This window comes from Nocardiopsis aegyptia, from assembly GCF_013410755.1.
GTDB classification, from domain to species: domain Bacteria; phylum Actinomycetota; class Actinomycetes; order Streptosporangiales; family Streptosporangiaceae; genus Nocardiopsis; species Nocardiopsis aegyptia.
In genome coordinates, this window is sequence record NZ_JACCFS010000001.1 from 4,203,736 (window position 1) to 4,216,738 (window position 13,003).

Consider the following 13,003-nt stretch of genomic DNA (forward strand, 5'->3'; position numbering starts at 1 on the left):
CCTCGTGTTGGGGCAGCGGCGCCCAGTAAAGCAAGGCTTGCCTAAGGAGGCAACCCGGCCATGACCGAAAAATGGGGGATCCCTGGACAAGAACTTAGGTTAGGGTTACCTTCGTTCACGGGTCGTAGTGTGCGGCCCGGAGTGCGTCACGTGACCACCGCGAGCGAACCAGACGGGACCTCCACCGAGATGGGAATTGGTATGTCACAGGGACTTCCGGCCGACGAGCCACCGATCCACGACCTCATCGGCGTCGGCTTCGGACCGTCCAACCTCGCGCTCGCGATCGCCGTCGCGGAGCACAACGCCGCGTCGCCCGCCCGCGCCGTCACCGCGCACTTCCTGGAGCGCCAGACGAGTTTCGGCTGGCACCGGGGCATGCTCATCGACGACGCCACGATGCAGGTCTCCTTCCTCAAGGACCTGGTCACTCTACGCAACCCGGCCAGCCGCTTCACCTTCCTCTCCTACCTCAAGGAGCGCGGCCGCCTCGTCGACTTCATCAACGCCAAGAGCCTGTTCCCCCTGCGTGTGGAGTTCCACGACTACTTCGAGTGGTGCGCGGCCCGGCTCGACGACGGGGTCTCCTACGGCCACGAGGTGGTCGAGGTGCGCCCGGTGGAGGCCGACGGCCAGGTCCACCACTACGACGTGGTCTCCCGGGGCGCCGACGGCACCGCCTCCGTGCACAGGGCCCGCAACCTGGTCCTGGCCACCGGCTTGCGCCCGCGCCTTCCGGAGGGCATGGAGACCGGCGAGCGCATCTGGCACAACAGCGAACTGCTGCACCGCGTGGACGGCGTCGACGCGGACGCGGCCCGCCGCTTCGTCGTGGTCGGTGCCGGGCAGAGCGCCGCCGAGGTGACCGCCTATCTGCACGACCGCTTCCGGTCCGCGGAGGTGTGCTCGGTCTTCGCCCGCTTCGGCATCAGCCCCTCCGACGACAGCCCGCTCGCCAACCGGGTCTTCGACCCCTCCGCCGTGGACGACTACTTCGGCGCGCCGGAGGACGTCAAGCGCATGATCATGGGCTACCACGCCAACACGAACTACTCCGTCGCCGACCTCGACCTCATCGAGGACCTCTACCGGCGCACCTACCAGGAGAAGGTCCTGGGGGTGGAACGGCTGCGCTGGTTCAATACCTCGCGTGCGGTGGAGGCCGCCGACACCGGCTCGGGCGTGCGTGTGGTGGTGGAGTCCCTGACCACGGGCAAGCGCACCGACCTGGACGCCGACGTGCTGGTGTACGCGACCGGGTACCGGCCGGGCGACCCGCTCGCGCTCCTCGGCGCCGCGGCGGAGCGCTTCCACCTGGACGACCAGGGACGCCCTCTGGTCGAGCGGGACTTCCGCATCACGGCCGACGCCGCCGTCCGGGCGGGCGTCTACCTCCAGGGCGGGGCCACCGAGCACACCCACGGGATCACGTCGTCGCTGCTGTCCAACAACGCGGTGCGCTCGGGCGAGATCCTCGACTCGATCCTCCAGCGCCGCCCCGAGGAGGCGCTCCAGCCCGCCGCCGTCTGACCTCCGGCGCCGCCCCCGGGGCGCGCTGCAGCCGGCCGCGGCCTGATCCACAGGCGTCGCCCGAGCACGCATCCCGGGCCGCCGGCGTCCGATCCACAGGCGGCGTCGCGCGCCGGCCGGGCGGATCTCCCGGTGAGTAGGGTCTGGGGTGAGTCGGTCACCCCGGACCGCCACCGTCCCCTGGAGCATGCCCCCCGTGACCAGCACCCTGGAACCCCTGCACGCCTCCGACCCCGCTCTGCTCGGCGGCTACCGCCTGCTGGGCCGCCTGGGCGAGGGCGGGCAGGGGACCGTCTACCTGGCCGAGGGCGGGTCCGGGGCGCGGGTGGCGATCAAGACGCTCAACCAGGAGGCGATGTCCGACCCCGGCATGCGCAGGCGGTTCGTCCGTGAGGCCGGGGCGGCACGGCAGGTCGCGTCGTTCTGTACGGCGGCGGTGCTCGCGGCGGACGTTGACGCCCACCCCCCGTTCATCGTCAGCGAGTACGTGGCCGGGCCCACGCTGCACCAGCGCATCCGTAGCGGCGGACCGATGTCCGGCGGCGACCTCTCCAGGCTGGCGGTGGCGACGGTGACCGCGCTGGCGGCCGTCCACGAGGCGGGGATCGTGCACCGCGACCTCAAACCGGGCAACGTGATCCTCGGTGAGGGCGGGGCCCGGGTGATCGACTTCGGCATCGCCCAGGTCTCCGGCGGCGCCGGGACGGTGACGACGTCCGTGATCGGTACGCCCGCGTTCATGGCTCCGGAACAGATCGCCGAGGGCCGGGCGACGGCGCTCTCGGACGTGTTCGCCTGGGGCGCGCTGGTGGCGTTCGCGGCGACCGGGGCGTCGCCGTTCGACGGGCCGACGGTGCCCAACGTGCTGCACCGGGTGATCAACGACGAGCCCGACCTGAGCCGGGTGCCGCACCCGCTGCGGTCGCTCGTGGCCGCGGCCCTGGCCAAGGACCCGGCGGACCGCCCGGCGTCCAAGGACGTCCTGGTGTCCCTGCTCGGCCGGGGGAGCGTTCCCGACGACGGCGGGGACGCACCGCCTCCCGTCGCGCCGGGCGTGCCCCCCACCCGCGTGGAGCCCGCCGTCCGACCGCGTGCGGCCGAGCGGGTGCCCGACGACCACCGGATCCCCGCCGCGTGGCGCAAGGTCAGGGCCGACGAGCCGGGGAGGACGGTCCTCGGTGAGCGGTACGAGCCGCCCGCCGGGTGTGCGGCGGCCCTGGTCGGGCTGATCTCCGTGATGCTGGTGATCAGTGTCATCGTCGCCTACGCGTCGACGACCTGACCCCGCCCGCCCGGTGCCGCCGTGCCGCCAGGGGCGCGGGCGTCAGCGTTCGGAGTGGCCGAGCGTGCGGTCCGGGGCGATGCGGTCGCGCACCAGGCGCTTGAGCTCGGCGGCGTCGGTGAACGCGGCGTCGCTCTTGCGCGACCACACGCCCTCCCCGTCGAGCCGGACCTCGAACACGCCGCCCGTGCCGGGGACGCGGGCGACCTCGCCCAGCTCCTTCTCGAACGTCGTCAGCAGTTCCTGCGCCATCCAGGTGGCCCGGGGGAGCCACCGGCACTGCGTGCAGTACTCGATCTCCAGCCGCGGCCGCTTGTGCTCCAAGGTCATGGCCCCAGCATGGCACGAGCACGTGGAACGGCGGCCTCGCGGGGGAGTGGACCGCGAGGCCGCCGTGACCCCGGCGGAGTGGGACCGGGGCTTCTCCAGGAAGGACCGAGACGTCAGAGGCTGATCCCGAACGCCCATCCGGCGAAGGCGTACATGGTGAACATGACCATGAACACCGCGATGATGTTGAGCCAGATGCCGCCGCGCAGCATCTGCCCGATCTTGATCTCGCCGGAACCGAACACCACCGCGTTCGGCGGCGTCGCGACCGGCAGCATGAAGGCCATCGAGGCGGCCAGCACCGCCGGCACGACCAGCGTCATCACCGGAAGGTCCATGCCGAGCGCGATCCCACCGATGACCGGCAGGAACGTGGCCGTGGTGGCCGTGTTGCTGGTGAGTTCGGTGAGCAGCAGGACCATGGCGGCGATGACCAGCACGATGACCCAGGTGGGCACACCCTCCAGAACCCCGACCTGCACGCCGATCCACTCGCTCAGCCCGGTGTCGCCGAACTGCTTCGACAGGGCGATGCCGCCGCCGAACAGGAGCAGGATCCCCCAGGGGAGGCGGACCGCGGTCTCCCAGTCGAGGAGGCGGTCGCCCTTGCCGACCGGGATCAGGAACAGGGCGATGGCGACGGCGACGGCGATGACCGCGTCCGAGATGCTGCCCAGGAACGGCACGGCGGTGGCGACGGCCTCGCTCTTCTTGAGCAGCGGGATGATGATCCAGGAGGCCGCGGCCAGGGCGAACACCGTGGCGACCAGCTTCTCGCCGCGGCTGACCGGGCCCATGTCCTTGAGCTGCTCGCGGATGAGGTCCTGGGCGCCCTCCAGCTTCTTCGTCTCGGGCGGGAAGACGAAGCGGGTGAGGACGACCCAGGCGACCGCGAGGAAGACCACGGCGAGCGGGACGCCGACCATCATCCACTGGCCGAAACCGACGGTGATGTCGTAGTTCTCGGAGAGGAACGCGACCATGAGGGCGTTGGGCGGCGTGCCGATGAGCGTGGCGACCGACCCGATGGACGCGGAGTAGGCGATGCCGAGCATGAGCGCGGTCGCGAAGTTCGCGTCCTTCTTTCCACCGCGCAGCTGGGTGACCAGGGCGACGACGGAGACGCCGACGGGCAGCATCATGATCGCGGAGGCGGTGTTGCTCACCCACATGGTGATGAACCCGGTCGCGAGCATGAACCCGCCGATCAGCCGGACCGGGTTTGACCCGACGGCCGCGACGATGCCGAGCGCCATGCGCTTGTGGAGGTTCCACTTCTGCATGGCCAGGGCGAGCATGAAGCCGCCCATGAACAGGAAGATGACGTCGTCGCCGTAGGAGGGGGCGACGTCGTCGATCGCGACGTCCGGCAGCAGTGCGGGGAACAGCACCATCGGGAGCAGGGCCGTGACGGGGATGGGGAGTGCCTCGGTCGCCCACCAGGTCGCCATGAGCACCGCGACACCCGCGGTGATCCTGCCGCCGGTTCCCAGTGAGTCGGGCAGCAGTGCGAAGAGCAGCAGTCCGAGGACGGGGCCCAGGACCAGGCCGATGATCTTGGCGCGGCCGGGTTCGGGCCGGGCCGCCTTCTCTGTGGTGAGGGCGGGCAGGCCCGCCTTGCCGCGGGCTTCCGAGGTCGCCATGTCGGTCTCCTCCTTCGAGGGGGGACGGGGAGAACGGGTGGGACGGTGCCCGTCTCCCGGAGGGAAACCGGCGACGACGACGCTGTTGCCCCGGGGTTTCCCAGATGTTTCTCCGTGGTCTGAGTGATGGTGGTCACTGTGCTCCGGAGCACGCAATTTCACGGGGAAGAGTTGGGATTCCCTTGACATTGGCCGACGTTGGGTGATGTTCGACGTGCTCAGGGTGATCGGCGCGGGTGGGGACGTGTTCGGTTCGCGCGCGTCGCCCCCGACGCATGATCACCCTGTGGGTTTACATCGCGACAGAAGGTAGTTTCGTCCAAGGGCGGTGAAGCGCGGCCCCACCGTCACTTCCGCGCGTGCGGACCACGCGTGTCGTCACCACTCCGGGTGATCCGTGGGAGCGCCGGGTGAAGGTGTGACTCGGTCGGATGACGGAAGCGTCATGATCCCGTCACCTCGGTGCCGGCGCGTCATCCCGCCAGGGGTCCCGGATGTCCTGTTCGTGTGCCCCTGGGCACCTGTATCCGTTCAGGTCCGGTGACCCCCGCCGACTCGCTCCCCCGAAAGGCTGTCCATGACTCTGACGGCACGCCTCGCACGCCTCGGCGCACGTCTCATGACCCCGTCCGCGCGCGCCCGCGCCGAGGAGCGCCGCAGGCGGGACACGGCACAGGCGGCCGAGGAACGCCGCGTGGCCAGGATCGCGGAGCGCCGCGCCGCCCTGTCGGCCGCCGACCCGGCCCTGCGCGCCTTCGCCACCGACGGCTCGTCGGAGGTCGAACTGATCGGGCGCACGGTGGACGACTTCACCGCCGCCGACGCCTCCGCCCACAACCTCCGGCTGGTCACCGACGTCCTGGAGTCCGCGGGCATCGACCACTTCCTCGTACCCGGGCGCTCCCCCTTGCGGCACGTCGTCGGCGTCCACCGCCGGGACCGGAAGGCCCTGCTCGACGCCATGCGGGAGGCCTACCGCGACAGTGCCGTCCACGCGTTCACACCCGGTCCCGGCGGGGTGGTGGCCCTCAGGTCGGCCTACGTGGACGGGGCGCTGGACGCACGGATCAAGTCCGGCCTGGTCATCCGCTTCGCCGAACACCTGCTGGCCCCCGAGGGCCGCTGCCTGGCGGGCCCGGAGTACGGCTGCGACGTCGAGTTCTGGCGGGATGGCGAAGCCGTGCTCGCCACAGCGGATCCGGAGTCCGCGCGGCTGCGGCTGCGGGTGCGCGTTCCCGACGAGGCCCTGGCGGACGCCCTGGTGGCGCCGCGCCCCAACCGCGTCGCCGACGTGCTGCCCGAGGAGTGCCGCAAGCACGCCACGGTGATCGTGCGGGACCGGACCCACCCCACCTACGAACCCTTCTCCCACCGGCGCGCCGACCAGGTGGGCTTCCCGATCGACGCCGTCTACACGTGGGTCGACGGCGCCGACCCCGCGCACGCCGCCAAGCGCGCCCGGTACCGCGAGGGCCTCTCCGGTCTGGCCTCGCACGCGGCCAACGCCTCCCGCTACACCGACCACGACGAGCTGCGGTACTCCCTGCGCTCGCTGCGGATGTACGCGCCCTTCGTCCGGCACGTCTACGTCGTCACCGACGGCCAGAGGCCGGGCTGGCTGGACACCGGGGCCGAGGGGGTGACCGTCGTCGACCACCGCGACATCTTCGCCGATCCCGGCGTCCTCCCCGTGTTCAGCTCACGCGCCATCGAGTCGCAGCTGCACCGCATCGAGGGCCTGTCGGAGCACTTCCTCTACCTCAACGACGACATCTTCGTCACGGCTCCGGTCGGCCCGGAGTCCTTCTTCCACCCGAGCGGCCTCGCCCGGCTGGCGTTCTCGTCGCACCAGATCGGCGTCGGCGCGCCGATTCCGGAGGAGGTGGCTCCCAACTGGGCGGGCAAGAACGCCCGCGCGCTGTTCCAGGAGTCGTTCGGTGCCTACATCACCCACAAGGTCAAACACGTACCGACGGCACAGCTGCGGTCCGTGCACCGTGAGCTCGCGCTGCGCTACCCGGAGGAGGTGGAGCGCACGGCGCGGTCGCGCTTTCGCGACCCGGCCGACGTCGCGCCGACCACGACGCTCTACCACCACTACGCGCTGCTCACCGGGCGCGGTGTGCCGGCGGAGTACCGCGCGCGCTACGTCGACATCGGCGCCGAGGGCGTCGAGGAACGGCTCGCCGCCCTGACCCTGCCGGACGAGGCGGCCCGCTACGACTTCCTGTGCCTGAACGACTTCGACACCCCGCCGGAGCGCCAGGAGGAGGTCGGCCGGACGGTGCGCGCGTTCCTGGAGTCGCGCTTCCCCTTCCCGGCGCCCTGGGAGCGGGTCGGGTGACGCATCGGGCCTGGGCGGGCGGTGGCGGGATGCGCAGTGTCACGACGAGGTCACGGAACCGGCGTTGACGTCGAAAAAGCCCCGATGTACCGTTCCGGGAGCGCTCCCATAGAAGTATCGCGCCGACTGTCGACATGACCCGAGGCTCGCCAGCGCGTCCGACCCAGGAAGGTGCCATGGGGCTGCTCCTCGGCCTGCTCGGTCCCGTCCGCCTCCTCGACGACCCCGACGACCCCTCACCCGGTCCGCCCAAGCTGCGGACACTCCTGGCCGCGCTGGCGCTCCAGCCCAACCAGGTGGTGCCCCTGGAACGCCTCATGGCGGCCCTGTGGGAGGAGCACCCGCCCCGCTCCGCCGTCGCCAACCTGCGCACCTACGCCAACCTGCTGCGCCGCCGGCTGCCTCCCGCCGCCTGCTCGGCCGACCGGGCGCGCCTGGTCGCCAGCAGCCCCGGCTACATGCTGCGCGTGTGCCCCCACGAACTCGACTCCCTCGCCTTCGCCGAACTGCACCGGCGCGGCCGACGGGCCCTGGCCGACGGTGACCCGCGCTCGGCGGTGCCCGCCCTGGTCCGCGCCCTGGAGCTGTGGCGGGGCGCCGCAGCCGAGGACGTGCCGCGCGGGCCGGAACTCGGTGCCCGCCTGGACGCGCTCGACGAACAGCGCCGCAGCGCGGCCGAGGATCTCGCGCACGCCCGCCTCGACCTGGGCGCCGACGTCGAACTGGTCGCCGACCTGCGCGCCCTGGCGGCCGAGGACCCGGTCCGCGAACGCGTGTGGCACGACCTCATGCTCGCCCTCTACCGGACCGGCGAGACCTCCGCGGCCCTGGACGCCTACCACGCCGCCCGGCGGTCCCTGTCCCTGCACCTGGGCGTGGAACCCGGGCCCGAGCTGGTCCAGCTGCACGCCGCGATCCTCCACCGCGATCCGGCCCTGGACGACCACGCCCCCGGACGTGCCGCCGAACACCCGGCCTGCCACGCCGTCCCCGCGCCGCCGACCCCGTTCGTGGGCCGGCGCACGGCCCTCGACGCACTCGAACGGGCCCTCGTCCCCGGTGAGCACGCCCCCGTCGCGGCGGTCGACGGTCCGGTGGGCAGCGGCAAGTCCGCGCTCGCACTGAAGGCCGCCGCACGCGTGGCCGGGCGCTTCCCCGACGGGTGCCTGTACATCGACCTCGGCGACGCCGCGGGATCCGACCGCACCGAGCTGCACGAGACGTGGCGGCGGGCCCGGAGCGGTGGAGCGCGGATCCTGATCGTGCTGGACAACGCGGCCGACGAGGCGCAGGCCCGGCCCCTGGTGGCGACCTGGCCCGGGGCGGCGACGCTGGTCACCGGCCGCCGCCGGTGCGTCACCCTGGGCGGGGCCGTCCACGTCGGTCTGGACCCGCTGACCCGCGACCAGGCGGTCGACCTGCTGGCCGCGCTCTGCGGGGCCGAACGCGTGGCGGCCCAGCGGTCGGACGCCGTCCGGGTGGCGGAGCTGTGCGACCGACAGCCACTGGCGCTGTGGCTGGCGGGCACCAGGATGGCCACGCGGCGCGAGTGGCCGCTGCCGGCGTTCGCGCGCCTGCTCGCCGACCCCCGGCACCGACTCGACGTGTTGAGCTGCGGGGACCGCTCCCTGCGCGCGGCCCTGGACTCGGCCTACCTGCCGCTGTGCGACAGCGCCGACGCGGGAGACCGGCGGGCCGCCGCCCTCTTCCGCCTCCTGGGGCGTTCGGACCTGCGGGAGATCGGTCCGGCCGGCGCCGCCGCCCTGCTGGAAACGGACGTCAACACGGCGATCGCCGCCCTGGGGCGCCTGGCCGAGGCGCGCCTGCTGGAGCCGACGGGCGAGCTGCGCTACACGGTGCCGGGACTGCTGCGGGTCTACGCGGCCGAGGCCGCGCCACGGGTGCCCGCGCCCCGACCGGCGGACCGCCGGTCCCCCGCCGTCCTCACCCTCTAGGGAGCGGGCGACGGCCCGGGGCAGGGGGCGTCGGTCAGGTGTCGGAGGCGGTCAGCACCTGTAGAGGCAACTGCCGCAGCGGGCGTACTCGGGGATGCCGCTGCCGTAGCAGCAGTAGCGCGAGTGGCACGGGCTGCCGCACCTCTCATACCGGCAGGAGGCGGCGCCGGCCCGGGCTCGGGGCACGTCGGCCGAGAGCAGCCGGTCGCCGAGGCTCGCCATGCGGTCGATCACGGGGGTCCCTTGGGTGGTCGGCGGTTCAGCAGGGGCGGAACGAGGTGCAGTAGGTGCTGCCTGATCCGGGAGGGTTGCAGCAGTAGCGGCGGATGCAGGGCGAGCTGATCGGGGCGTAGTCCCACCAGCAGTAGGAGGCACTGGCCCGGGTCCCGGGGACGACACGGGTGAGGAGTCGGTCGGCGAGCGATCCGATGCGGTCGAACATGGCTTCCCTTCTGGGCCACGGAGGGAACCGTGGCCGGTGGCGGTGCCGCCGGTGGTCGTCCGGCGGTCGGTGGCCACGCTAGGGAGCGGGTCGACAGCCCTGGTACACGCCCGATACAGGGGGCGTACACGCGCTGGTGGAGCCGACGACGGGGCGCGGCCCCACCCACGAGGGGGCGGGGCCGCGCGTCCGCTCAGGCGGCCCGGCCGATGACCGTGTCGGCGACCGCCCTGGGCACCTCGGCGTACGAGCTGAACTCCATCGTGAAGTTCGCCCGTCCCGATGTACGGCTGCGCAGGTCGCCCACGTAGCCGAACATCTCCGACAGCGGCACCGACGCCGACACCGCCTTGGCGCCGTACCGGTCCGCCATCGCCCGGACCCGGCCGCGACGGGCGTTGAGGTCGCCGATCACGTCGCCCATGTGCTCCTCGGGCGTGGTGACCTCCACGTCCATCACCGGTTCCAGCAGAACCGGGCGCGCCCGCGTCGCCGCCTCCGTGAACGCCTCCAGGCCGGCGATCCGGAACGCCAGCTCGGACGAGTCCTCCGTGTGGAAGGCCCCGTCGAGCAGCGTCACCCGGACACCCGTCATCGGGAACCCGGCCAGGATCCCGCGACGCATGGCCTCCCGGCAGCCCTGGTCCACCGAGGGCACGAACTCCTTCGGCACCCGGCCGCCGGTCACCCGGTCGACGAACTCGTAGCCGCCGCCGTCGATCGGCTCGACCGCGATCCGTACCCGGGCGAACTGGCCCTTGCCGCCGTTCTGCTTGCGGTGCGTGTGGTCCACGTCCCGCACCGCGCGGCGGATCGTCTCCCGGTAGGAGACCTGCGGTCGGCCCACACCGGCGTCCACTTTGAACTCCCGTCTCATCCGTGTCACCAGCATCTCCAGTTGCAGTTCCCCCATCCCGCCCAGGATGGTCTGGCCGGTCTCGGCGTCGGTGTGCACGCGCAGGGAGGGATCCTCCTTCGCGAAGCGCCCGATGGCCGTGCCGAGCCGGTCGAGGTCCGCCTGGGAGCGGGGTTGGACCGACACCTCGATGACCGGGTCCGGGAAGTCCATGGACTCCAGCACTACGGGAGCGTCCGCGTCGCACAGGGTCTCGCCGGTGGCGGTCTGCTTCAGACCCATGACGGCGACGATGTCGCCGGCGCCCACCGAACCGATCTCCTCGCGCTGGTCGGCGTGCATGCGGTAGATCTTGCCGATCCGCTCCTTCCGCCCCTTCGGGGCGTTGTGCACGTGGGATCCGGCGTCGATCCTCCCCGAGTACACGCGGAGGAACGTCAGCCGGCCCAGGTGCGGGTCGCTGCTGATCTTGAACGCCAGGGCGGCCATCGGCTCCCCGTCCGAGGGGGCGCGCGTGACCATCAGGTCCGTGTCGCGGGGGTCGTGGCCCTCCACCGCCCCGGCGTCCAGCGGGGACGGCAGATAGCGGACCACGGCGTCCAGCAGTGGCTGGACCCCCTTGTTCTTGAACGCGGTGCCGCACACCACCGGGGTGACGACGCCGTCGCCGCGCGCCGAGCCCACGGTCACCCGGCGGATCGCCGCGTGCAGCCGGTCGTCGTCGGGCTCCGTGCCCTGGACGTACAGCTCCATCAGCTCCTCGTCGTGTTCGGCGACCGTCTCCAGCAGGCGCGCACGCCAGGCGCGCGCCTCCTGCGCCAGCTCCTCGGGGACGCCGACGACGTCGTAGCCGTCGCCGGGCCGGGTACCGGCCGGCCAGACGAGCGCCCGCATCCGGACGAGGTCGACCACACCGCGAAAGTCCGACTCGGCCCCGATGGGGAGCTGGAGGACCAGGGGCACCGCCCCCAGGCGTTCGGTGACCATGGCGACGCACCGGTGGAAGTCCGCGCCGACGCGGTCGAGTTTGTTGACGAAGCACAGGCGCGGCACGCCGTAGCGGTTCGCCTGGCGCCACACGGTCTCGGACTGCGGTTCGACACCGGCCACGCCGTCGAACACCGCGACCGCGCCGTCGAGCACGCGCAGGCAGCGCTCCACCTCGACGGTGAAGTCGATGTGGCCCGGGGTGTCGATGATGTTCACGGTGTGGTCCACCCCGTTCAGCGGCCAGTGGCAGGTCGTGGCCGCGGACGTGATGGTGATGCCGTGCTCGCGCTCCTCGGGCAGGAAGTCCATGGCGGCGTTGCCGTCGTGGACCTCGCCGACCTTGTGGGAGACGCCGGTGTAGAACAGGATGCGCTCGGTGGTCGTCGTCTTGCCCGCGTCGATGTGGGCCATGATCCCGATGTTGCGGACCTGGGCCAGCGTCGTGGTGGCCATGGGGTGTCCGTCCTCTCGTGGGTGTTCGGGTGACGATGGATCCATCGGTGGCGGTGCGCGCATGCCTGTGTCCGGCCTGGCCGCCTGGCGAGAGCGTAAGGGGCCCGGATCCGCTGATCCAGGGGTTTTCCGGGCGTACGGACCGACACGATTCCTAAAGGCATTAATGCTTTGCCTAGGAGGCCTAGGCGCTGTTAGCGTCGCCGGAATGAGACCCGTGACCGAGCGCGAGATCCGCGCGTCCTTCGTGAACTGTTCCAAGGGAGAGGCCAAGCGCCTGGCACTCCCGCGCGACCTCGCCGAGCGCCCGTGGGAGGACCTGGACTTCCTCGGCTGGCGCGACCACACCGCGCACGAGCGCGCCTACCTGGTCGTCGAACGCGAGGAGGGCCTGGTGGGCGTGGCGTTCCGGCTGGCGAACGGACGGGACGCGTTCCGCCGCAGCATGTGCTCGGTGTGCCTGACCACCCACCCCGGCCAGGGCGTGACCCTGATGGTCGCGCCGAAGGCGGGCAAGGCCGGGCGCGACGGCAACTCGATCGGTCTGCGCATGTGCACGGACTTCGCGTGCTCGCTGTACGTGCGGGGGCTGAAGGAACCCGAGCCCGGTGGCCGGTTCGAGGAGTCGCTGACCGTGGAGGAGAAGATCACGCGGGCGGCGCACAACCTGGAGGGGTTCCTCGCGCGGCTGTCCGCGTGAGGGCCCCGGACACGGGGCGGCGGGGCGGTGGGCACCCGTGTCCGCACCGTCCCGCGGCCACGGTCCTGCCTAGTCCGCCGGGAAGCGGGGCTCCACCACCGTGTGCGGCCCCGGGTAGATGAGCCGTTCCTCCCCGTCCGGGAAGCGCACCACGTAGGGCGGACCGTTGTCGGCGCCCTTCACCTCCACGATCCTTCCGCTGTGCTGGCCGTCGCTGCTCGCGACCCCGTGGGTGTGGACATAGTCCCCGATCGACGCCCGCATACCGTCCCCCGTTCGACGCCGCCGGTCCCTCTGCCGGCCTATCGGGGACGTACCCGGATCGCTGACCTGCCGAAACCGGGGGCATTTGGTGCGTGTCGCCGCACGCCGGGACGAAAGCCACACCCCATTTCGCGCCTGGCCCTGCCAGCGGGTTCGCGTTGGTCGCCGGGGCGTGCGGCCACTCCCAGCCCGTCGAGCAGTCCCAAGGCTCGTT

General features: G+C 72.1%; 11 protein-coding genes. 5 read left to right on the forward strand and 6 right to left on the reverse strand.

Annotation, left to right across the window (positions count from 1 at the left end; all coding sequences use genetic code 11):
• Positions 1–201 precede the first annotated feature (201 nt).
• On the forward strand, positions 202–1,530 hold the full coding sequence (locus HNR10_RS18810) for a lysine N(6)-hydroxylase/L-ornithine N(5)-oxygenase family protein (RefSeq protein ID WP_179825360.1): 1,329 nt from the start codon (positions 202–204) through the stop codon (positions 1,528–1,530).
• Between the two features lie 196 nt (positions 1,531–1,726).
• Positions 1,727–2,812: a serine/threonine-protein kinase gene (locus HNR10_RS18815; protein ID WP_312889341.1), complete on the forward strand. Its 1,086-nt coding sequence runs from the start codon at positions 1,727–1,729 to the stop codon at positions 2,810–2,812.
• 42 nt (positions 2,813–2,854) lie between these two features.
• Here HNR10_RS18815 and HNR10_RS18820 read toward each other — a convergent pair whose 3' ends face one another.
• Positions 2,855–3,142, reverse strand: coding sequence for a SelT/SelW/SelH family protein (locus HNR10_RS18820; protein WP_179825361.1), 288 nt, complete (start codon positions 3,140–3,142; stop codon positions 2,855–2,857).
• A gap of 113 nt (positions 3,143–3,255) precedes the next feature.
• The gene (locus HNR10_RS18825) at positions 3,256–4,785 is read right to left on the reverse strand and encodes an SLC13 family permease (RefSeq protein ID WP_179825367.1); all 1,530 of its coding nucleotides are present in this window, start codon (positions 4,783–4,785) and stop codon (positions 3,256–3,258) included.
• A gap of 577 nt (positions 4,786–5,362) precedes the next feature.
• Between HNR10_RS18825 and HNR10_RS18830 the strand changes: the two genes are divergently transcribed.
• The gene (locus tag HNR10_RS18830) at positions 5,363–7,129 is read left to right on the forward strand and encodes a stealth family protein (protein ID WP_179825369.1); all 1,767 of its coding nucleotides are present in this window, start codon (positions 5,363–5,365) and stop codon (positions 7,127–7,129) included.
• Positions 7,130–7,305: 176 nt separating this feature from the next.
• Positions 7,306–9,084, forward strand: a complete 1,779-nt coding sequence (locus HNR10_RS18835; protein WP_179825371.1) for an AfsR/SARP family transcriptional regulator — start codon at positions 7,306–7,308, stop codon at positions 9,082–9,084.
• A 51-nt stretch (positions 9,085–9,135) separates the two neighbouring features.
• Here HNR10_RS18835 and HNR10_RS18840 read toward each other — a convergent pair whose 3' ends face one another.
• The 3 genes from HNR10_RS18840 to fusA form a co-directional block, all read right to left on the reverse strand.
• Positions 9,136–9,318, reverse strand: coding sequence for a hypothetical protein (locus tag HNR10_RS18840; protein WP_179825373.1), 183 nt, complete (start codon positions 9,316–9,318; stop codon positions 9,136–9,138).
• Between the two features lie 25 nt (positions 9,319–9,343).
• On the reverse strand, positions 9,344–9,526 hold the full coding sequence (locus HNR10_RS18845; protein WP_179825375.1) for a hypothetical protein: 183 nt from the start codon (positions 9,524–9,526) through the stop codon (positions 9,344–9,346).
• 193 nt (positions 9,527–9,719) lie between these two features.
• Complete coding sequence (gene fusA / locus HNR10_RS18850) at positions 9,720–11,825, reverse strand: elongation factor G (RefSeq protein ID WP_179825378.1); 2,106 nt, start codon at positions 11,823–11,825, stop codon at positions 9,720–9,722.
• A 208-nt stretch (positions 11,826–12,033) separates the two neighbouring features.
• On the opposite strand from fusA, the gene HNR10_RS18855 reads away from it, so the two are divergent.
• On the forward strand, positions 12,034–12,525 hold the full coding sequence (locus HNR10_RS18855) for an FBP domain-containing protein (RefSeq protein ID WP_179825380.1): 492 nt from the start codon (positions 12,034–12,036) through the stop codon (positions 12,523–12,525).
• A 69-nt stretch (positions 12,526–12,594) separates the two neighbouring features.
• Here the strand turns inward: HNR10_RS18855 and HNR10_RS18860 are convergent, their stop codons facing one another.
• A complete protein-coding gene (locus tag HNR10_RS18860) occupies positions 12,595–12,789 on the reverse strand; it encodes a DUF1918 domain-containing protein (RefSeq protein WP_053616717.1) in 195 nt (64 codons plus the stop codon).
• Positions 12,790–13,003 lie beyond the last annotated feature (214 nt).

Excerpts from the sequence above, each read along its gene's own strand:
- HNR10_RS18810 (WP_179825360.1), top strand. The coding sequence starts at position 202 with ATGTCACAGGGACTTCCGGCCGACGAGCCACCGATCCACGACCTCATC.
- HNR10_RS18820 (WP_179825361.1), bottom strand. The coding sequence starts at position 3,142 with ATGACCTTGGAGCACAAGCGGCCGCGGCTGGAGATCGAGTACTGCACG.
- HNR10_RS18825 (WP_179825367.1), bottom strand. The coding sequence starts at position 4,785 with ATGGCGACCTCGGAAGCCCGCGGCAAGGCGGGCCTGCCCGCCCTCACC.
- HNR10_RS18830 (WP_179825369.1), top strand. The coding sequence starts at position 5,363 with ATGACTCTGACGGCACGCCTCGCACGCCTCGGCGCACGTCTCATGACC.
- HNR10_RS18835 (WP_179825371.1), top strand. The coding sequence starts at position 7,306 with ATGGGGCTGCTCCTCGGCCTGCTCGGTCCCGTCCGCCTCCTCGACGAC.
- HNR10_RS18845 (WP_179825375.1), bottom strand. The coding sequence starts at position 9,526 with ATGTTCGACCGCATCGGATCGCTCGCCGACCGACTCCTCACCCGTGTC.
- fusA (WP_179825378.1), bottom strand. The coding sequence starts at position 11,825 with ATGGCCACCACGACGCTGGCCCAGGTCCGCAACATCGGGATCATGGCC.
- HNR10_RS18855 (WP_179825380.1), top strand. The coding sequence starts at position 12,034 with ATGAGACCCGTGACCGAGCGCGAGATCCGCGCGTCCTTCGTGAACTGT.
- HNR10_RS18860 (WP_053616717.1), bottom strand. The coding sequence starts at position 12,789 with ATGCGGGCGTCGATCGGGGACTATGTCCACACCCACGGGGTCGCGAGC.